This is a genomic window from Serratia sp. PL17 (genome assembly GCF_017832355.1).
In the GTDB taxonomy this organism is placed as follows: Bacteria; Pseudomonadota; Gammaproteobacteria; order Enterobacterales; family Enterobacteriaceae; genus Serratia.
The window spans coordinates 835,176-856,306 of record NZ_JAFIBY010000001.1; the positions used below are offsets into that span (position 1 = coordinate 835,176).

General features: G+C 54.5%; 18 protein-coding genes. 10 read left to right on the plus strand and 8 right to left on the minus strand.

Annotated features, from left to right (window positions below; translation table 11 throughout):
* Positions 1-156 precede the first annotated feature (156 nt).
* Positions 157-1,686 carry a SulP family inorganic anion transporter gene (locus tag JOE25_RS04120; protein WP_209632843.1) on the plus strand — a complete coding sequence of 510 codons (1,530 nt, stop codon included), beginning with the start codon at positions 157-159 and terminating at the stop codon, positions 1,684-1,686.
* Between the two features lie 43 nt (positions 1,687-1,729).
* Here JOE25_RS04120 and pth read toward each other — a convergent pair whose 3' ends face one another.
* Positions 1,730-2,320, minus strand: coding sequence for an aminoacyl-tRNA hydrolase (gene pth, locus JOE25_RS04125; RefSeq protein ID WP_061807756.1), 591 nt, complete (start codon positions 2,318-2,320; stop codon positions 1,730-1,732).
* 312 nt (positions 2,321-2,632) lie between these two features.
* Here pth and ychH point away from each other — a divergent pair, with 312 nt between their 5' ends.
* Positions 2,633-2,911 carry a stress-induced protein YchH gene (ychH, locus tag JOE25_RS04130; RefSeq protein WP_037420452.1) on the plus strand — a complete coding sequence of 93 codons (279 nt, stop codon included), beginning with the start codon at positions 2,633-2,635 and terminating at the stop codon, positions 2,909-2,911.
* A gap of 184 nt (positions 2,912-3,095) precedes the next feature.
* On the opposite strand, the gene prs is transcribed toward ychH, so the two are convergent.
* The 3 genes from prs to lolB form a co-directional block, all read right to left on the minus strand.
* Positions 3,096-4,043, minus strand: coding sequence for a ribose-phosphate diphosphokinase (prs, locus tag JOE25_RS04135; RefSeq protein ID WP_041414469.1), 948 nt, complete (start codon positions 4,041-4,043; stop codon positions 3,096-3,098).
* 172 nt (positions 4,044-4,215) lie between these two features.
* Entirely contained in the window at positions 4,216-5,082 is an 867-nt protein-coding gene (ispE, locus tag JOE25_RS04140; RefSeq protein ID WP_209632844.1) for a 4-(cytidine 5'-diphospho)-2-C-methyl-D-erythritol kinase, read from the minus strand.
* Positions 5,079-5,702 (minus strand): lipoprotein insertase outer membrane protein LolB, encoded by a 624-nt coding sequence (lolB, locus tag JOE25_RS04145; protein WP_209632845.1) that lies wholly within the window; start codon positions 5,700-5,702, stop codon positions 5,079-5,081. Before lolB ends, ispE begins: the two co-directional genes overlap by 4 nt.
* Positions 5,703-6,415: 713 nt before the next feature.
* Between lolB and hemA the strand changes: the two genes are divergently transcribed.
* The 6 genes from hemA to kdsA all read left to right on the plus strand — a co-directional run bounded on the left by hemA (position 6,416) and on the right by kdsA (position 11,900).
* Positions 6,416-7,678, plus strand: coding sequence for a glutamyl-tRNA reductase (hemA, locus tag JOE25_RS04150; protein WP_209632846.1), 1,263 nt, complete (start codon positions 6,416-6,418; stop codon positions 7,676-7,678).
* Between the two features lie 31 nt (positions 7,679-7,709).
* Complete coding sequence (prfA, locus tag JOE25_RS04155; RefSeq protein WP_209632847.1) at positions 7,710-8,795, plus strand: peptide chain release factor 1; 1,086 nt, start codon at positions 7,710-7,712, stop codon at positions 8,793-8,795.
* Positions 8,795-9,631, plus strand: a complete 837-nt coding sequence (gene prmC / locus JOE25_RS04160) for a peptide chain release factor N(5)-glutamine methyltransferase (RefSeq protein WP_209632848.1) — start codon at positions 8,795-8,797, stop codon at positions 9,629-9,631. The genes prfA and prmC overlap by 1 nt, the downstream gene beginning before the upstream one ends.
* A 176-nt stretch (positions 9,632-9,807) precedes the next feature.
* On the plus strand, positions 9,808-10,206 hold the full coding sequence (locus tag JOE25_RS04165; protein ID WP_209632849.1) for a SirB2 family protein: 399 nt from the start codon (positions 9,808-9,810) through the stop codon (positions 10,204-10,206).
* On the plus strand, positions 10,203-11,012 hold the full coding sequence (gene sirB1 / locus JOE25_RS04170; RefSeq protein ID WP_209632850.1) for an invasion regulator SirB1: 810 nt from the start codon (positions 10,203-10,205) through the stop codon (positions 11,010-11,012). Before JOE25_RS04165 ends, sirB1 begins: the two co-directional genes overlap by 4 nt.
* A 33-nt stretch (positions 11,013-11,045) precedes the next feature.
* Positions 11,046-11,900 carry a 3-deoxy-8-phosphooctulonate synthase gene (gene kdsA / locus JOE25_RS04175; protein WP_209632851.1) on the plus strand — a complete coding sequence of 285 codons (855 nt, stop codon included), beginning with the start codon at positions 11,046-11,048 and terminating at the stop codon, positions 11,898-11,900.
* A 74-nt stretch (positions 11,901-11,974) separates the two neighbouring features.
* Here kdsA and dauA read toward each other — a convergent pair whose 3' ends face one another.
* Positions 11,975-13,663, minus strand: a complete 1,689-nt coding sequence (gene dauA / locus JOE25_RS04180; protein ID WP_209632852.1) for a C4-dicarboxylic acid transporter DauA — start codon at positions 13,661-13,663, stop codon at positions 11,975-11,977.
* Between the two features lie 230 nt (positions 13,664-13,893).
* Complete coding sequence (locus tag JOE25_RS04185; RefSeq protein WP_209632853.1) at positions 13,894-14,379, minus strand: heme-degrading domain-containing protein; 486 nt, start codon at positions 14,377-14,379, stop codon at positions 13,894-13,896.
* A gap of 202 nt (positions 14,380-14,581) precedes the next feature.
* Here JOE25_RS04185 and JOE25_RS04190 point away from each other — a divergent pair, with 202 nt between their 5' ends.
* Complete coding sequence (locus JOE25_RS04190; protein WP_209632854.1) at positions 14,582-15,682, plus strand: GGDEF domain-containing protein; 1,101 nt, start codon at positions 14,582-14,584, stop codon at positions 15,680-15,682.
* Between the two features lie 32 nt (positions 15,683-15,714).
* Here JOE25_RS04190 and mfd read toward each other — a convergent pair whose 3' ends face one another.
* Together mfd and JOE25_RS04200 are read right to left on the minus strand one after the other, a co-directional pair.
* On the minus strand, positions 15,715-19,194 hold the full coding sequence (mfd, locus tag JOE25_RS04195; RefSeq protein ID WP_209632855.1) for a transcription-repair coupling factor: 3,480 nt from the start codon (positions 19,192-19,194) through the stop codon (positions 15,715-15,717).
* A gap of 151 nt (positions 19,195-19,345) precedes the next feature.
* The gene (locus JOE25_RS04200; protein WP_209632856.1) at positions 19,346-20,329 is read right to left on the minus strand and encodes a threo-3-hydroxy-L-aspartate ammonia-lyase; all 984 of its coding nucleotides are present in this window, start codon (positions 20,327-20,329) and stop codon (positions 19,346-19,348) included.
* 86 nt (positions 20,330-20,415) lie between these two features.
* Between JOE25_RS04200 and JOE25_RS04205 the strand changes: the two genes are divergently transcribed.
* Entirely contained in the window at positions 20,416-21,057 is a 642-nt protein-coding gene (locus JOE25_RS04205; protein WP_209632857.1) for a PAS domain-containing protein, read from the plus strand.
* Positions 21,058-21,131 lie beyond the last annotated feature (74 nt).

Here is a 21,131-nt window from a genome sequence, read left to right on the forward strand (position 1 = left end):
CACATACTGACACTTCTGATTAACCTACAGGAAACGTGTCGGATGTACTTCTTGCCCAGTCCACCCTGAGTTACTCCCTCCTGAGGTTAGCCGCGCCATGCGGTTCTGCTTCCCGTGCTGCGGGAATGTGTTTTATCTGTCAGAAGTGATTATTCCATGTTTAACCTGAACAATTTCAGGCTGTCAGCCGTCAAGAACGAGGTTCTGGCGGGCTTTGTCGTGGCAGTTTCAATGATACCTGAGGCGGTCGGCTTTTCGCTGGTCGCCGGGCTTTCCCCCATCGTCGGATTGCACACCGCGTTTATTATCGGTCTGGTGACCGCACTGTTTGGTGGCAAGCCGGGCATGGTTTCGGGCGCAGCGGGTTCGATAGTGGTTGTATTGATGAGCCTGGCTGCACAACAGGGTATGGCCTATGTGTTGTGGGCGACGATTTTCGCCGGGGTTATCCAGATTCTGATCGGCGTGTTCCGTCTTGGTAAGTTTATACGGCTGGTGCCACTGCCTGCTATCCACGGCTTTGTGAATGGCCTGGCGATCGTCATCATGTTGGCACAATTGCATATGATTGCAGGGCAGGGGCTGCTGATGTACGGACTGGTGGCTCTGGCGATCCTGGTGGTGGTGTTATTCCCGCGGTTAACGCGGGTTATTCCAGCCTCGTTAGCGGCGCTGATTGTGGTTTCGGCTCTGGCTATTGGGTTTAACCTGCATACCCTGCGGGTGGGCGATCTGGCAGATATCTCCGGGGCGTTGCCGCATTTCAGCTTGCCGATGGCACCGTTCAACCTGGAAATGCTGAAAGTGGTATTGCCGTACGCGGTGGTTATCGCACTGGTGGGATTGATAGAATCGCTGCTAACCATGACAGTGCTTGATGAAATGGGCGGGAAGAAAGGCAACGGCAACCGTGAGAGTATCGCCCAAGGCGCAGGCAACGCGGTATGTGGCCTGTTTGGCTGTTTTGCCGGTTGCGCGATGATTGGTCAATCGATCATCAATTTCACCTCTGGCGGTCGCGGGCGCATTTCTGGTGCCGTCGGTGCGGTGCTGTTAATCCTTTTTGTCGTCAGCCTGTCGGGCTATATCGGCCTGTTGCCGGTAGCGGCACTGGCCGGAGTGATGCTGGTGGTGTGCTACAACACCTTTGAATGGAGCTCGCTGCGCCGCTTACGCCGAATGCCGAAAGCGGATGCGTTGGTGATGCTATTGGTCACCCTGATTACTATCTTTACCGATCTGGCGATGGCGGTGATCAGTGGGGTGATTATCTCGGCGTTGGTGTTTGCCTGGCAGCAGGCGCGTATTCGTGTGCGTCAGCATCAGGTGGAAGGCGAGGTTGCGGTATATCAGTTGGACGGTCCGCTGTTCTTTGGTTCCACAGCGGCCTTTGCCGAACTGTTCGAACCCAAAAACGACCCGCAAAATGTGGTGTTGGATTTTGCCGGTACCCGAGTGATGGATTCCAGCGGGGTTGAGGCGATTGATAAGCTGACGGCGCGCTATTTGGCGGCGGGGAAATCGATTCGGCTACGTCATTTGAGCAGCGACTGCGTACGCCTGTTGAAACAAGCTGGCCCGTTTTGCAGCCACGAACTGGACGATCCCCAATATTACGTGGCTGAGGAGGGTTACCAAACCGATGACGCGAATGTTGGCGAAGAAACCTTCAAATTGAGAACCTAACGCAGCCAGCAGCGGGCGCGATGCCCGCTGCAATTGTTCACTATCAGGCCTGCGCCTTGAAGCTGTGCAAGCGGCGAACGGTTTTTTCCAATCCGTCCGTCAGCAAGAGCTCGGTGCAACGCGCCGCTTCATCGATCGCTTCATCAATCATTTTTTGCTCGCTGGCCGGTGGCTTGCCAAGCACGAAACCCACCACTTTGTTTTTATCGCCCGGGTGACCAATACCGATGCGCAGGCGGTAGAAATTCGGGTTATTGCCAAACTTGTTCTGAATATCCTTCAGTCCGTTATGGCCGCCGTTGCCGCCACCCAGTTTGATTTTTGCGACACCGGGTGGAATATCCAATTCATCATGTGCCACCAGGATTTCGTCTGGCTCAATGCGGTAGAAATTGGCCATGGCCAGCACAGCTTTGCCGCTGAGGTTCATAAAGGTGGTGGGCACCAGCAGGCGTACGTCATTGCCCGCCAGATTCAGACGGGCGGTGTAGCCGAAGAATTTGCTCTCTTCCTTCAACTGCTGATTATGGCGCTGGGCCAGTAAATCGACGTACCAGGCACCGGCATTGTGGCGCGTCTGGGCATATTCAGCGCCTGGATTCGCCAGGCCGACTATCAATTTAATACTGCTCACTGGGGGATTCGCTTTGATCGACTTATTGGAAAGGGCATTAGTCTACCCGTCCACACACCGAATGACAAAATCCTGATGCATACTCAGCACCGATGTACGGTTATCGCGAGAAGAAAGATTAATTCATTAGCGGAACCATTCAATTTGTTAGCTAATGACTCGTATAGGGTAAAGATTTGTCATGTTTTCTTTACCATTTGTGATCACTTCCTCAATCATCTTGCCGGGGCAGAGGCTATACTCAACTTATCAAAGTGGGTTAACCAGTTAATGAGTTATCCCAGTTGGCAAATGGCACTATGGAGGTGGCATATGAAACGCAGAAACGCGGACAGAATGGGCAACTTTTTTATGGGGCTGGGGCTGATCGTGATGGTCGGCGGCGTCGGATACACCATTGTTGCTGAAGTATCTCAGTTCAATTTACCGCAATTTTTCGCCCATGGCGCAATCATGAGTATTTTCGTGGGGGCGTTGCTATGGCTGGTCGGTGCCCGTATTGGCGGTCGTGAGCAGGTGGCTGATCGCTACTGGTGGGTAAAACACTTTGATAAACGTTGCCGTAACGATAATCATCGTCCGTCACATTGATTAAAAAGATAAAAGGGAGCTAGCATTAGGCAAAGGACACCTGCCACGCATTAAGGTCTAAGGTCATGTTCGACTACCCGTAGAAAACCCGTTGCTGCATATGCACCAACGGGTTTTTCTTTTTCTGCTGTCGGGCAACTCATCAAGACGATGCGGCAGGGGGCCGCACCGAAAAGAGAAGTGATTAATGCTCGAACATTGCAGAAATTGACTCTTCATTGCTGATACGGCGGATGGCTTCAGCCAGCATGCCAGACAGCGTCAGAGTACGTACGTTTTTCAGTGCTTTGATTTCTGGTGACAACGGAATAGTGTCGCAGACAATCACTTCATCGATCACCGAGTTGCGAATGTTTTCCACAGCGTTACCGGAGAAGATCGGGTGTGTCGCGTAGGCAAATACGCGCTTGGCACCGCGTTCTTTCAACGCTTCAGCTGCTTTACACAAGGTACCACCGGTGTCGATCATGTCGTCGACCAGCACGCAGTCACGGCCTGCCACGTCACCAATGATGTGCATCACCTGGGAAACGTTCGCACGTGGGCGGCGTTTATCGATGATAGCCATATCGGTATCGTTAAGCAGTTTGGCGATAGCGCGGGCGCGCACTACGCCACCGATGTCTGGGGAAACCACGATTGGGTTTTCCAGATTCTGTTGCAGCATGTCTTCCAGCAGGATCGGGCTACCGAACACGTTATCTACCGGAACATCGAAGAAGCCTTGGATCTGTTCAGCGTGCAGATCCACCGTCAAAACGCGGTCAACCCCTACACTGGAGAGGAAATCGGCTACAACTTTGGCCGTGATTGGCACACGAGCAGAACGCACGCGGCGATCCTGGCGGGCATAACCGAAGTAAGGGATAACAGCAGTAATACGACCTGCGGAGGCGCGACGCAGGGCATCTACCATAACAACCAGTTCCATCAGGTTGTCGTTGGTAGGGGCACAGGTGGACTGGATGATGAAAATATCACCGCCGCGTACATTTTCGTTGATTTGCACGCTCACTTCGCCGTCGCTAAAACGACCTACAGCGGCGTCACCAAGGCTGGTGTACAAACGGTTGGCAATACGTTGTGCTAGTTCCGGGGTGGCGTTACCAGCAAAAAGCTTCATATCAGGCACGAGAAGAACCTCAGGCATGCGTCCAGAGAAGATATTATCATTCGGCCTCCGCTAAGGGGCAGTTAGCGACGCCGGCGCAATATCATACGGGTGTGTAAAAAAACAATTTGAACCGCAGCGGCGCAGGGATTACAGGGCCAGGTGTGAACGACTCTGCGCAGCGAAACGAGAACTACGGCTCAATCTGCCCGGAACGAATGCGATGTAGTGGAGAGACGTTAACGCCACGCGCTACAAAACCACGTATCCACTCCGGGGCTTGATTTAACACCTGACGGGCGGCGGTTTCTGTGTCGAATTCAGCAAACACACAAGCACCTGTGCCAGTCAGGCGTGACGGCGCGTATTCTAACAGCCAAGAAACAAGCTGTTCAACCTCGCGAAAACGTTTTCTTGCTATTGGTTCGCAATCATTTGCGTAAGTTGCCTGTAACAGCACATTTAACGGGCGAACCGGGGTGTCTCTTTTTAAATCGGCATCACCAAAAATGACGGGGGTAGGGATGCTGACGCCCGGATGGGCAACCAAATACCACTTTTCTTGCGGGTTCGCCGGTTGTAATTGTTCACCAATACCTTCGGCAAACGCGGCATGACCCCGAACGAAAACCGGCACATCGGCACCGAGGGTCAGCCCCAGTTCCGCTAATTGGTCATCGCTCAAGCCGCAGTGCCACAGTGCGTTCAACGCCACCAATACCGTGGCTGCATTGGAGGAGCCGCCGCCGAGCCCGCCCCCCATCGGCAGGCGTTTCTCGATGCTGATGTCGGCACCGCGCGGGGCGGTGTTCAGTTCGTGGCGATCGCAATACTGCTGCAATAACCGTGCAGCACGGACGATCAGGTTTTGTTCGTCCGGCACGCCTTCGACAGGCGTCAGCAGGCGGATATGTTCATCCTGCCGCACGTCGATGGTCAGCGTGTCGCCGTAATCCAAAAATTGGAACAGCGTCTGCAGCAGGTGGTAACCGTCGGCGCGTTGCCCTGTGATGTATAAAAACAAATTGAGTTTAGCGGGTGCTGGCCACTGACGGATCATTTGAGTGTCCAATTATCCATTTTCAGCTTGATGCGTTGGTCACCCTGTTTCAGCTCGAGGCGGCTTGGTAACTGTGGTGTGAGGCTGTTGTTGTAATCCTGGTAGTCCACGGTCCAGGTCTGGCTGCCTTGCTGGTAACTCAGCGAGTTCAAACGGTATTGGTCATCCAGCTTGAAGTCGTTGGCTTCACCTGGCAGACCGAGCATCCATTGGCGCAGGTTGTCCAGCGGAATGGCCATGCCGGTCAGTTTGCGGATCATCTCTTCGGCATTGTCACTGACATAGCGTTTGCCCTGGTTATCCGTCAACTGCACCACGTTTTTCTGTACGTTGAGATCAAGCTCAGTGCTGCCAAGCGGGTTGGTCAGCAGCAGGCGATAACGTTCAGGCGAATACTGTTGCCAGAAGAAACGAGCGTAGACTTTTTTCTGGTCTGACAGATAGGCAAAAGAACCACGGGTCTGATACTGATCAAGCTGTTGCACCGCTTGTTCATGGGCTCGCCACTGCGGCGACGTTGGGCTGGTTGCCGGGCCGGACGGTTTGGTGGTGGTACAGGCAGCCAGCACCAGGCTGGCCAGCGGGATCAGGCGTAGCAAACTAACTTTGCGGATTGGCATAACTTTCTCTTGTCCTTTTGTCCTTACGGGCACGCACAGCGAAACCGTGGTATCACCGTTTACGCTAGCGGGGCTGCGCAGGCGAGTCAATTTTTTGCTGCATCGCGTTGAATCTTCCCGGCTTTGTCACGGCGATGTGGCTCGGGGTTATGCGCAGCGTTTGCTATTAAGATTAACACAATCACTCAACCCTGCCGCTGCGAACACAAGAATATCTCTGGGCAGCCGATCGCTTGTCGTTGGCGTTTAGTTGATGTCGTGAAGGGTATGATGTGAGTGTTTATCGCCGGGAGGACACACGAGTATGAAGCTTTCAGTACGGATTATTATTTCGTTGTTATGCTTTGCGGGCTCTGCATTTTTCTACCTTCAGGCTAAACATGTTTTTTGCCAACAGGTCTCATTCCTTTTAGATCCTAGCTTTCGTTGCGGCACTTTGGGCTGGTAATCACCGGATGTTTGATCGCTACCGGTATACTCAGGGTGTATGTTTTACCGAATACTGTGCGCAATATCGCATGCTGCACTAAAATTCAGTATGATATATCGTCAAATTGTTATTTATCCTGCTGTATTTATTATAGATTAATCAATTGGTGCTGACTATTTCAGCGATTGAACGGAAGATGCGGTTGTGACTTTTATTGATCCCGCGCATCAAGTAGAATGCCGTTCAACGAGAACCCGTACCAAAAGAAGTATTACTCGAAGCAATGACCCTGCTGGCGTTAGGTATAAATCACAAAACCGCTCCGGTTTCTCTGCGTGAAAGGGTGACCTTCTCTCCAGAGTCAATCGAACAGGCGCTGACCAGCTTGCTCCAACAACCGTTGGTGCAGGGCGGTGTCGTGTTGTCTACCTGCAACCGTACCGAGCTTTACCTTAGCGTGGAACAACAGGAACATATTCACGAACAGCTGGTTGCCTGGCTGTGTGAGTACCACCATCTGCGCCCGGAAGAAGTGAGTAAAAGCCTGTATTGGCACCACGGTAATGACGCAGTTAGCCATTTGATGCGTGTGGCCAGTGGGTTGGATTCGTTGGTACTGGGTGAGCCGCAGATCCTCGGGCAGGTAAAAAAAGCCTTTGCTGAATCACAACGCGGTCAGTCACTGTCCGGTGAGCTTGAACGTCTGTTCCAAAAATCCTTCTCTGTTGCCAAACGCGTGCGCACCGAAACTGAAATTGGTGCCAGTGCCGTATCCGTGGCTTTCGCCGCCTGTACTTTGGCACGACAAATCTTCGAATCGCTTGCTGAACTGAATGTGCTGCTTGTCGGCGCAGGCGAGACGATAGAGCTGGTGGCGCGTCATCTGCGCGAGCACAAAGTACGGCACATGATTATCGCTAACCGTACCCGCGAACGTGCCCAACTCTTGGCGGATGAAGTCGGCGCAGAAGTCATTACGCTGCCGGAGATCGACGAACGTTTGGCGGACGCCGACATTATTATCAGTTCTACCGCCAGCCCGCTGCCGATCATCGGTAAAGGGATGGTGGAGCGGGCGCTAAAAGCGCGCCGTAACCAACCGATGCTGTTGGTGGATATTGCCGTACCTCGCGATATAGAACCCGAAGTGGGCAAACTGGCTAACGCCTATTTGTACAGCGTGGACGATCTGCACGCCATCATTCAAAGCAATCTGGCGCAGCGCAAGGCCGCGGCAGTGCAGGCGGAGTCGATCGTTCAGCAGGAAAGCACCAATTTTATGGCCTGGCTGCGCTCACAGGGCGCGGTGGAAACCATCCGCGATTACCGTTCGCAGGCCGATCAGATCCGTGCAGAAATGGAAACCAAAGCCTTGGCTGCCATTGCGCAAGGCGCCGACGTGGAACAGGTTATTCACGAACTGGCCCACCGGCTGACCAACCGCCTTATTCATGCCCCTACCAAATCCCTCCAACAGGCCGCCGGCGATGGCGACGTGGAGCGGTTGCAATTATTACGCGACAGCCTCGGGCTGGATCAGCATTAGTTTTCTCTTTTAACAGGGTTTAATACCACGCATGAAGCCTTCTATTGTTGCCAAACTGGAAGCGTTACAAGAGCGCCATGAAGAAGTGCAGGCGTTGCTCGGCGATGCCGGCGTTATTGCCGACCAAGATCGGTTCCGCGCGTTATCGCGCGAATATGCACAGCTGACCGACGTTAGCCGCTGTTTCCTGGAATGGCGTCAGGTGCAGGACGACCTGGCAACGGCGGAAATGATGCTGGACGATCCTGAAATGCGCGAAATGGCGCAGGAAGAGCTGAAGCAGGCCAAGGCGGCGACGGAAGAGCTGGAGCAGCAGTTGCAACTGCTGCTCTTGCCGAAAGATCCCGATGACGAGCGTGATTGCTTCCTGGAGGTCCGTGCCGGTACCGGGGGTGACGAAGCGGCGATCTTTGCCGGCGATCTGTTCCGTATGTACAGCCGTTATGCCGAAACGCGTCGCTGGCGTGTCGAGGTCATGAGCGCCAACGAAGGTGAGCATGGCGGGTATAAAGAAGTGATTGCCAAGGTTTCTGGCGACGGCGTTTTCGGCCAATTGAAATTTGAATCAGGTGGTCACCGCGTGCAGCGTGTACCGGAAACCGAGTCGCAGGGGCGAATTCATACCTCTGCCTGTACCGTGGCTGTCATGCCGGCCGTGCCGGAAGCGGAACTGCCAGAGATCAACGCGGGCGATCTGAAAATCGATACCTTCCGTTCTTCTGGTGCCGGCGGCCAGCACGTTAACACCACCGACTCGGCAATCCGTATTACTCACTTGCCGACCGGCATTGTGGTGGAATGCCAAGATGAGCGTTCACAGCACAAAAACAAAGCCAAGGCGATGTCGGTGTTGGGCGCACGTATCCGTGCTGCCGAGATGGCCAAGCGTCAGCAGGCGGAAGCATCAACGCGCCGTAACCTGTTGGGTAGCGGCGACCGTTCCGATCGCAACCGGACCTACAACTTCCCTCAGGGGCGAGTGACCGACCACCGTATCAACCTGACGCTGTACCGTCTGGATGAGGTCATGGAAGGCAAGCTGGACATGTTGATCCAGCCGATTGTGCAGGAATACCAGGCCGACCAGCTTGCTGCGCTGTCCGCAGAGCCCGAGTAATGGATTATCAATCTTGGCTGAGGGCGGCGGTTGCCCGTCTGACGCAAAGTGAAAGCGCCCGGCGTGATGCCGAAATCCTATTGGGTTTTGTGACGGGCCGGGCCAGAACCTTCCTGATGGCGTTTGGTGAAACGCTGCTGACGCATCAACAGCAGGAACAGTTGGAAAGGCTGCTGGTGCGCCGTGAACGCGGCGAGCCGGTGGCGTATCTGATCGGCGAGCGGGAGTTTTGGTCTCTGCCGCTGTCGGTATCCCCCGCGACCCTGATCCCTCGTCCAGACACCGAATGCTTGGTAGAACTGGCGTTGGAGCGTCTACCACCGTCCCCTTGCACCATCCTCGATCTCGGTACCGGCACTGGCGCCATTGCGCTGGCGTTGGCCAGCGAACGCCCGGACTGTAGCGTGACGGGCGTTGATTTGCAGCCTGAGGCGGTGGCGCTGGCACAGCATAATGCGCAGAAGCTGGCGATCGGCAATGTGCAATTTCTTCAAGGCAGTTGGTTTGCGCCCCTGACAGGCCAAACGTACGCTTTGATTGCCAGCAATCCTCCGTACATTGACGCAGCCGATCCACACCTGGCACAGGGCGACGTGCGTTTTGAGCCTAGCAGTGCGCTGGTCGCACAGCAGCATGGATTGGCAGATTTATCCGCTATTGTGCAACAGGCGCCACTGCATTTGCAGCCACAGGGCTGGCTTTTGCTGGAACATGGCTGGCAGCAAGGTGAGAGCGTACGAGCGTTGCTGCATGCCGCCGGTTTTATTTCGATCGCCACGCGCCGTGATTACGGTGACAACGATCGGGTGACGTTTGGTCAATGGCCGCAGCAGTAACTGAAAACCAACAAAACGCTGGCCTCTGGCTTTCACGGTATTACCTGGCAGCAAGTTTCGATCGTTTCCTGATGTTGGCTCAGGCAAGTCACCGGGATGCGTGAATGTAGATAACAACGCCGCAGCGTGAAAGACGGCGGGTATAAGCACACAGCGAATAAATAAAAGGAAGCAATATGGCAGTCTACTCGGCGTTAAAACATCTGCATTTGTTGACGGTAACCATCAGTATTGTCTTGTTTGTATTGCGTTTCTTCTGGAAGTGGCGCAATTCAGCTATGATGAACAAGCGCTGGGTGAAGATAACACCGCACATAAATGATACGGTGTTGTTCGTCAGTGGCATTGCGTTGGTCGTGATGTTCAAGTTTTATCCGCTGTTGGGTATGGACTCATGGCTGACCGAAAAGGTGTTTGGCGTTATTATCTATATCCTGCTTGGCTACGTCGCATTGGGCAAAAAGACCAAAAGCCAGAACCTGCGCACACTGGCGTTTGTGTTGGCGTTGGGTTGTTTGTACCTGATAATTAAACTTGCCACGACGAAAATACCGTTTCTGATGGGATACTTATGAGTAGCATTGCTGATTTTGAATTTAACACCTCGCTGCTGAGCGAGGGCGTGATCCTGGTATCGCAGTCCGTACGGCGTGATTTCCCCGCCGTCGAGGTCGAACGTAAGCTGCAACAGCTGGTCGACGACGCGCGAGCGGCGGTGCCGCAGGATCTCAGCCAGGAACAGCAACTGGACGCGCTCATTGAATTGTTCTTCAAAACCTGGGGTTTTGGTGGTGCCAGCGGCGTGTATCGTCTGTCTGACGCTATCTGGCTGGATAAAGTGCTGGAAGGACGGCAGGGGACGCCAGTTTCACTTGGCACCATTTTCCTGCATATTGCCGCGCACTTGGGTTTACCGCTGTTGCCGGTGATTTTCCCCACTCAGTTGATCCTGCGAGCAGACTGGCTGGATGACGAAATGTGGCTGATTAATCCGCTGAACGGCGAGACGCTGAACGAACACCAACTGGAAGTGTGGATCAAGGGCAACCTGGGTCTGGCCGCCGAGTTGGAAGACGACGATCTCGATGAGTCAGAAAACGTCATGGTGGTGCGTAAGATGCTCGATACGCTGAAAGCTGCCCTGATGGAAGAAAAACAGATGGAAATGGCGCTGCGCGCCAGCGAAACGGTGCTGTGCTTCGATCCTGATGATCCTTACGAAATTCGCGATCGCGGGCTGATTTACGCCCAATTGGAATGCAACCATATCGCCATTTCCGATCTTAACTATTTTGTCGAACAGTGTCCTGAAGATCCGGTCAGCGAAGTGATCAAAATACAGATCCACTCGATTGAACCGAAACAGGTTACGCTGCATTAATTCATTTGATTTAACATCAACAAAGGCGAAAGCATGAAACAGAAAGTGGTTAGCATTGGTGACATCAACGTAGCGAACGATCTGCCGTTTGTGCTGTTTGGCGGTATGAACGTGCTGGAATCGCGCGATCTGGCGATGCGCATCTGCGAACACTACGTCACCGTGACGCAGAAACTGGGTATCCCTTACGTTTTCAAAGCCTCTTTTGATAAAGCCAACCGTTCTTCTATCCATTCGTACCGCGGTCCGGGCCTGGAAGAAGGGATGAAAATCTTCGAAGAAATCAAAAAAACCTTCGGCGTGAAAACTATCACTGACGTGCACGAAGCTTCACAAGCGCAGCCCGTGTCCGAAGTCGTTGACGTTATCCAGTTGCCCGCTTTCCTGGCTCGCCAGACCGACCTGGTGGAAGCAATGGCCAAGACCGGCGCAGTGATCAACGTCAAGAAGCCACAGTTCGTTAGCCCTGGGCAAATGGGTAATATCGTCGACAAGTTCAAGGAAGGCGGTAACGATCAGGTGATCTTGTGTGATCGCGGCAGTAACTTTGGCTACGATAACCTGGTTGTCGACATGCTGGGCATCAACGTGATGAAAAATGTGACCGGTGGTCATCCGGTGATCTTTGACGTCACCCATGCGCTGCAAACGCGTGATCCGTTTGGCGCAGCTTCCGGTGGCCGTCGTGCGCAGGTTGCCGAGTTGGCGCGTGCGGGTATGGCGGTTGGCTTGGCGGGGCTGTTCATTGAAGCGCACCCAGAGCCAAACAGTGCCAAGTGTGATGGCCCGTCTGCGTTGCCGCTGGACAAGCTGGAGCCGTTCCTGGTGCAGATGAAAGCCATCGACGAGCTGGTGAAGAGCTTCCCAGAGCTGGATACCAGCAACTAAACGTGCTCTTTGCAGGGGCGTAGCTGCTGTGCCCGCTATGGTTTAAAGCCCGACTTGTCGGGCTTTTTGTTTTGTTAGGCTACGTGTGACGCCAATGCTTCAGGTAGCGTTGCGTAGAAATGCAGTCTCCCCTCAATGGGTTGTACCCGCGCCCGCGCCAGCGTTTTCAATGGTTGGAAAGGCATGTCGGTGATCGCCAACTGCTTGCCTGGCGGCAGGGCCTCGATAAAGCGCTGTAGGGCATCCAGGCCACCGGCGTCCAGCACCGGTACGGCATCCCACTGCAACACAATCACGTCATAGCTTTCGCTGCGCACCAGGAGTTCATTAAAAATGCGCTCGGCGGCGGCGAAGAACAACGGGCCATTTACGCGCAGCACCAGGCGGCCGTTTTCGGCGCTCAGTTCGCTCAGGCGGGTCATGCGTGCAATACGTCGCATAAACAGCAGGGAAGCCAGCACTATGCCTACGGTGATGGCAATCACCATGTCAAACAGTACGGTCAGTGACATGCACAGCAGCATCACCAGAATGTCATCTTTCGGTGCCCGTCGAAGCAGATAAACGACCTTATGCGCCTCGCTCATGTTCCAGGCGACCATCAGCAGCAGTGATGCCATGGCGGCCAGTGGCAGCCAGGAAAGCCAGGGTGCCAGCACCAGCAGTGCCAGCAACACCAGCAGCGCATGGATAATGGCAGATACCGGCGAGGTGGCACCTGCGCGCACGTTGGCCGCAGACCGCGCGATGGCGGCGGTTGCGGTAATGCCACCAAAGAAGGGGGCGATGATATTGCCGGCACCCTGACCAATCAATTCGGTATTAGAGTTGTGTTTCTTACCGGTCATACCGTCCAGCACGACGGCGCACAATAAGGACTCAATGGCGCCCAACATGGCCATAGAAAATGCCGCTGGCAGCAGAGCGGAGATGGTTTGCCAGCTTAGGGCCATGGGGTTGCCGTCGCCCGCAGGCAGATCCCAGGGGAGCATCAACTGCGGCAGGATAGGTGGGATGCCCTGGCCCTGAGTACCGTCGGCCAACAGGTAGCTGAAACGTGAGCCGATAGTGGCTACGGGGTGGTCAAACATCGCCAAAACGCCCATGACTGCCGTACCTGCCAGCAGGGCCGGCAGATGGCCGGGTACCCGCAGACCGAGTTTCGGCCAGAAGATCAGGATAAGCAGGGTCACTGCACCGATCAGCGTATCGCCAAGGTCCAACGTAGGCAACGCCTGCAACAGGGCGTAAACCTTACCCACATAGTGTTCAGGTACCACGGCCAATTGCAGACCGAAGAAATCCTTCACCTGCATCGTCGCAATGGTAATGGCGATGCCGGAGGTAAAGCCCAGCGTCACGGACAGCGGTATATATTCAATTAACCGGCCGAAACGGGCTAATCCCATCAGCACTAGAAACAAGCCGGAAAGCAGCGTGGCGATTAACAACCCAGAGAGCCCGAACTGCTGGGATACGGGGTACAGGATCACCACAAAAGCGGCGGTAGGGCCGGACACGCTGTAGCGTGAACCGCCACTGATGGCGATCACAATCCCGGCGACGGCCGATGTGTAAAGCCCGTATTGAGGGGGGACGCCGCTGGCAATGGCCAGCGCCATCGCCAACGGGATGGCGATAATGCCGACAGTAACGCCGGCAATGGCGTCTTTAAGCAGGCGTTGCAGAGAGTAAGGTTCCCGCCAGCAGGCATCTACCAGCGCGCTGAACGGCCGGATGCCGTTAATTTCATGCGTTTTCATCTAAGGTGCAAACCAAGTCTATAAAAGAGAACGGAATGGCGGGCCGGAAAAGGTCCGTCTCGAATAGCTGATAGACACCATACGCCTGTTATGGCAATGATTCATAGATGTACATCAATGCCGTGCTAAAAATCGGAGTTATACTCTTTTAGAATGCCGATTAACACCCGATAGTAGACTGGCCGTGGCTTAAACGGCCAGTCTAAATTGAATAATGCTATTTTTACCCCTTAATGCACGGCGGGCAAGGATAACCCAAGAAAGCGGGCTAAGGTGCCAACCAGCAGATTATGGTCTTCCAGCTGTGGTGCGCCAGAAATGCTGATGGTACCGATGCAGCCGAGACCCGTTAAATTGACGGGGAAGGCACCGCCATGAACCGAATAGTCGCGAACACTCAGCCCGTATCGTTCTTCCAGTGTTGATTGCCGCTGCTGCAAACGCAGGCCAATAGCATAAGAGCTCTTGTGAAAATGGTTTACCACGTTGCGTTTACGCCGCACCCAGTCTGCAATATCAGGGGTAGTGCCAGGCATGGCATAGTAAAAGAGAGTCTGCCCCGCCAACTGGATTTCTATGGCGATCGACAGACTGCGTTGTTCTGCGGCGGATTTCAGTGCGGAGCCCAATTCCCAGGCAGTATTATGATCAAAATGGTTAAAGGCTAACGCCGTTTCCTGTTCAGTAAGCGCGTGCAATTCATCATCAGTATTCATGGTTTTCACCCCCCTCATTTGGTCGCTAACAGACTATCCTGAACCGGACGCAGGGGATAGATACCTTGGAAATAACATAGAACTGCTAATCTATTATTAATCTGTGTAATATCTCCGATGCTGAGCTGGATGAGACAGGGATTGGTTCTCAACATTTATTGTTTAATCACCCTGTTATTCTCGTGGAGCATAGCGAATATTTATGACTTACGTTGTGTCAATTCCCGCCTTGTATAGTGACGCCTGCATTACCTATGCCACACTGTCCATCAGCTATTTTGCTCTCAGCAAGAACGCCCCCTTTTCCTACCATTCCGAGCTGTGGAAACGCCTGCTTTTTGGCGTGCTGGCTGGCCTGGCGGTTTTTTTTCTCAATCAGGACAAGTTGGAGTTGGTCGGTGACGTGCATTACAGCTTCGCCATGATCCCGATGATATTAGTGACGTTTTATGGTGGTGCCGTCAGTGGGCTGGCCTGCTATCTGATGTCGCTGGTGTTGAGTGGGGGTTTTACCGTTGATAACCTGTTTATCGGCTCGATCATTCTTCCATTAATGCTGTCGCGCGTTTGGTTGAGAAAGACGAATCGGGTGTTCTATCTCACCATTTGCATCATTGCACTGTATCGCATCGCGGTAGTCTGGTTTTTTGTGGATATGTGGGAACTGTGGCCAGACGTATTGCTGTACCAGGCTATTTCTGCCCTGTGTTTGGCCATTTGCTACCATGCGATCAACTTCAAGGAACGGCACATCCACGCGTATTTCTCTATGCGTGATAAAGCCACCACCGACAGTCTTACTCATCTCAGTAACCGCGCCAGTGTGGACTACCGACTGATGTTACAACACGTGGAGCGTCGTCCCTGTGGGTTGATGATCCTCGATTTGGATGATTTCAAACACATCAACGATACCTATGGCCATTTGGTTGGGGACATACTGTTGGCGCGAGTGGGGGCGTTGTTAAAAAACAGCGTACGCAGCGACGATTTCGTCGGCCGTTATGGCGGTGAGGAGTTTATTGTTATTACGGCCAGCTACGATCCGGCGACGATTGGTAGGGTAGCGGAGCGTATCCGACGTAGCGTTGAGGCCACCGCGTTTGTACTGGACGACGGTGATGAGGCACACATCACGGTGTCTATCGGTGCGTCGTTGTATCTGCCCGGTATGGTGGTTGATAAAGCGATTGAGGTCACGGATGAAGCGCTGTATGACGCCAAACGCAGGGGGAAAAATCAGGTGGTGTGCAGCCGGCTGATGCAACTCTCACCGCTTGGTGCGGGTTTCCGCCACGAATGATCCCCTCCTGATATTCACAGGAGGGGAGTGATTCAGGCTGCCAAGGTATGCTCGCGGAACGCGGTCAGTAACTCTTCGGTAAACTTCAGGCGTTTCTGACGGTCGGCCAGGTCCAACATAAACTTCAGCTTGGTTGGTCCATCCAGACGATAGATTTGCGGATGACTCTGTAGCAGACCAATCAAATAACCCGGGTCAACCAGGTTTTTCTCACCAAACTCAATAAACCCGCCGCGTTCATTACCTTCTATGCGTTTGATACCCAGTTTTTGGGCGTGTTGACGCAGAGCCGCACATTGCAGCAGGTTACGTGCCGGATCGGGGAGCAGACCGAAGCGGTCAATCAGCTCCACTTTCAGCTCTTCCAGTTCACCGTCGTTTTTCGCGCTGGCAATACGTTTATAGAACGACAGGCGGGTGTTAACGTCGGGGATGAAATCATCCGGCAGCAGGGCAGGCATACGCAGCTCCACTTCGGTTTGGTTGCTGGTGAGATCTTCCAGCGAAGGCTCACGCCCATGCTTAAGCGCATCAACCGCACTTTCCAACAGTTCCATATACAGTGAAAAACCGACGGTGGTCATCTGGCCGCTTTGATCTTCACCCAACAGTTCACCTGCGCCACGGATCTCAAGATCGTGAGTGGCTAGCGCAAAGCCGGCACCCAGATCTTCCAGTGACGCGATGGCCTCCAGGCGTTTATGGGCGTCGGTGCTCATGGCTTTTGGATTTGGCGTCAGCAAATACGCGTAAGCTTGATGGTGCGAACGCCCGACGCGGCCGCGTAGCTGGTGTAACTGCGCAAGCCCAAAGCGATCCGCACGCTCAATGATAATGGTATTGGCGCTGGGGATATCGATGCCGGTTTCAATAATGGTGGTACAGACCAACACATTGAAACGCTGGTGGTGGAAGTCGTTCATCACGCGTTCCAGGTCGCGTTCGCGCATCTGGCCGTGACCGATGGCAATGCGCGCCTCTGGCACCAACTCTGCCAGTTTTTCTGCTGCCTTTTCAATGTTTTCTACATCGTTGTACAGGTAGTAAACCTGGCCTCCGCGCAGCACTTCTCGCAGGATGGCTTCGCGGACGACCAAACTGTCGTACTCGCGGACAAAGGTTTTTACTGCCAAACGGCGGGCAGGTGGGGTGGCAATAATGGACAGGTCACGCATGCCGCTCATGGCCATATTCAGCGTGCGCGGGATCGGCGTGGCGGTCAGCGTCAGGATATCCACATCGGCACGCATCGCCTTGATGCGTTCTTTATGGCGAACACCGAAACGGTGCTCTTCGTCAACGATAAGCAGCCCCAGATCTTTCCAGCGCAGTTCACTTTGCAGCAATTTGTGGGTACCAATGATAATGTCAACTTTGCCATCAACGGCGTCGTCCATCACTTGCTGCTGTTCTTTAGCGCTGCGGAAGCGTGACATCATCTCGATGCGGATTGGCCAGGTGGCGAAGCGATCGCGGAAGTTGTCAAAATGCTGCTGCGCCAGCAACGTTGTCGGCACCAATACTGCAACTTGTTTGCCGTTTTCAACGGCCAGAAACGCGGCGCGCATTGCCACTTCGGTTTTGCCGAAGCCGACATCGCCACATACCAGGCGGTCCATCGCCAGGGGTTGGCACATGTCGCTCAGTACGGCGTTGATCGCCTGCTCCTGATCGGGTGTGGTTTCAAACGGGAAGCTCTGACAGAACAGCTGATATTGCTCACGGTTATGTTTAAACGCGAAACCGGTTTTAGCCGCGCGTTGGGCGTAGATATCCAACAGCTCTGCTGCCACGTCCCGTACCCGCTCGGCCGCTTTCTGTCGTGCGCGCGACCAGGCATCACCGCCCAGTTTATGCAGCGGGGCATTTTCGTCTGCGCCACCCGCATAGCGGCTGATCAGATGCAATGAAGAAACCGGTACGTACAGTTTGTCTTCACCGGCATAGGACAAGATCAGGTATTCGGCCTTGATGCCACCGGCCTCCAGCGTGGTTAACCCCACGTAGCGCCCAACGCCATGCTCCAGATGTACCACCGGTTGACCCGGGTGCAGTTCTGCCAGGTTGCGGATCAGAACGTCGGTATTAATGGTCCGTCGGTTGTCCTGCCGACGGCGGCTGACGCGTTCGCCGAGCAGATCGCTTTCGCAGATCAGGGCCCGGTTACGCATACCGTCGAGGAAGCCGCGTTCGGAAGCCCCGACCATCATGTAACGGCCGGCCGGCTCGGCCTGATCGAGATGCTGGATCAACGAGGTGCCGAGCTTGATGCGGCCTAGCAGGTCTTGCAGCGTTTCCCGGCGGCCTTCACTTTCCACTGAGAAGATAACGCTGCCGTCAAAGCTTTCAATAAAGCGGCGCAGATTGTCCAAGGGGGCTTTCTGCTGGGCCTGCACCGCCAGATCCGGCAGGGCGCGGTAATCCAGATTGGTGTTACCGGCCTTGGCTGGCAATTCCTCGGTTTTTAGCGCCATGCGCGGCCAGGCTTTTAACTCGCTAAACAATGCATCAACCCGCAGCCACAGGCTGTCCGGCGCCAGCAGCGGGCGCATCGGATCGACACGGCGGCTCTCGAAACGTTGGTTAACGTCCTGCCAAAAGCGTTCGGCGGCGCTTTCCAGATTGCCGGTATTGACGATCAGCGTATTGCCTGGCAGGTAGCTGAACAGCGACGGCAGCGGTTGGTTGAAGAACAGCGGCTGCCAGTATTCGATACCGGCAGGCCAGGTGCCTTTACTCACCTGTTGATAAATATGTTCGGCGTCGCGGCGCACTTCAAACTGCTCGCGCCACTGGCTGCGGAACAGCTCGATGGCATTTTTATCGGTTGGGAACTCATGGGCCGGTAGCAGGTTGATCGCGTCGACTTCGCTCAGAGTGCGCTGGTTGTCGACATCAAAGGTGCGCAGGCTGTCGATTTCATCGTCGAAGAAATCGATGCGATAGGGCTCTTCGCTCCCCATCGGGAACAGATCAAGTAACGCGCCGCGCGTGGCGAACTCACCGTGCTCCATCACCTGATCGACACTGCGGTAGCCCGCTTGCTCGAGTTGGGCACGCAGTTTGTCGCGTGACAGGCGCTGGCCTTTTTTCATGACCAGCGCGTGGCCGTGCAGGAATTCGTGCGGGCAAACACGCTGCATCAGCGTATTGACCGGCAGGATAATGACGCCGCGCACCATGGTCGGCAAGTGGTACAGGCTCGACAGGCGTGCGGAGATGATTTCCTGATGCGGTGAGAAGCTGTCGTAGGGGAGGGTTTCCCAGTCCGACAGAGTGGTCACCATTTGATCGGTAAACTGCTGAATTTCGTCGCGCAGCCGCAGGGCATTTTGCATGTCCGGGGCGATCAACATCACCGGCCCGTTATGTCGTTCGATGATCTCGGCGCACTCTACGGCGCAGGCCGAGCCGGTCAGTTGCCCCAACTGGCGCAAGTCGCCAGCACGCTCAGGCAAAGAATAACGGGAGGATGAGGATGCAGCACGCTTAGGGTTATCGGAGATGCTCATTAAGGTATCTTTAATCAATGTATTAAATTTCGCCCCGGCAGAAATAACACCGCGCCTTTAGCCGGTAATACTAGCCCACTGGGCAATAAACTGACATAGATAAAAGCGCGGCGCGGCGGTCTAATGGCGAATGTTTAACCACTCAATGGCATTACTCTTGTGCAGCCAGGGCGAGATAGTCGTGGATTTTATCGACGTCAACGTTACCGCCGCTGACGATCACCCCCACTTTTTTGCCGCGCAGATCCAGTAGCGAATTCATTGCTGCCGCTGCGGCCAGGCAACCGGTCGGTTCGACCACCATTTTCATCCGTTCCATAAAGAAACGCATCTGCCGGCAGAGTTGCGGGTCACTGACCGTCAAAATATCGTCAACGTACTCTTGAATGATGGGGAATGTCAGCGCACCCACCTGCTGGGTCTGAGCGCCGTCGGCAATCGTTTTCGGTACGGGGATGTGTACCGGTTGGCCACTGCGAAACGCCTGTTGCACGTCGTTGCCTGCCTGCGGTTCAACGCCGAACACCCGACAGTGCGGTGACCAGTGTTTGGCTGCAACCGCGCTACCGGCCAGTAGACCACCGCCACCGGTGCACACCAACAGCACATCCAGTGGCCCGACGTCCTCAATCAGTTCTTTGGTGGCGGTGCCCTGGCCTGCAATCACCTGTGGGTAATCGTAGGGGGGCACTATCGTCAGGCGGTGTTCAGCAGCCAGCCGTTGGGTAATGGCTTCACGGTCTTCGCTGTGGCGCTGGTAAATCACCACGTTGGCACCGTAACCGCGGGTTGCCGCCAGCTTGGTTGCCGGTGCGTCGTGCGGCATCACAATGGTCACATTGACCCCAAGTTCGCGTGCCGCCAGTGCCATTGCCTGGGCATGGTTACCTGAGGAAAAGGCAATCACGCCCGCTTTGCGTTGCGCAGCACTCAATTGGGCAATGGCGTTATAGGCACCGCGAAACTTGAAGGCGCCTACGCGTTGGAAATTTTCACACTTGAAGAACAGCTGCGCACCGGTGAGGTTATCGGCCTGCCGAGATGTCATCACCGGTGTACGGATGGCATGTCCAGCCAGAATTTCTGCGGCGGTAGAGATATCGGCGGCGGTGATGCAATGGGGAGTTGAACTCATGACGACCTCGCGCTGGTGAAAGGTTGATTGATTACCCGGAGATTTTAATTTACTCTTTGTAAAGTTATTGTCAAATGGTTAAGTTGATGAGTGATATCAAGCAGGAAAACGCACTGTTGCTGCGTGAAGCGGAAAAAATAGTTCAGGCGCTGGGGGCCATGTTTGCACCGAGCTGCGAAGTGGTGCTGCATGATCTCACGCAACCGGGGCGAGCCATTGTCGCCATCGCCAATAATCTGTCTAACCGCAGTATTGGCGATGCTGCCAGCGAAATGGGGCTGGAACGTATTGCCTCGCCGGATTTCCCTGATGTGGTACAGAACTATGCCAATGCTTTCCCCGACGGTCGGCCGGCCAAGAGCACGTCAATCGGCTTGCGTAACAGCCAGGGGGTTTATGTAGCAGCCATCTGCCTCAACCTGGATGTTTCAATCTTCAACAGCGTCAACGCCATCCTGCAACAGCTGACTGCGGTGGTGCAGAGCGCGCCGCAGGTTGCGGACGAGGGCGCGCGTTCATTGTCGGACATCGCCTCAGTGATCAACACTTTTGCGGCTTCTTGTGCCACTGCGCCGCGCGCGCTCTCTTCCGAACAGCGTTTTCAGGTGATCCAATTGCTTAAGCAGCAGGGCTATCTGCAACTGCGTGGTGCGGCCACTATGGCCGCGGAAGCATTGGGTATTTCGCGGGTCTCGGTTTACAACCTGTTAAAGCGAGATGCCGGGTGACCTGCTGCGGTTAGCCCGAACGGCGGAATAAAAGGCGTCAGGGTGGTTCCCTAAACGAGGTATAGCCTTTATTA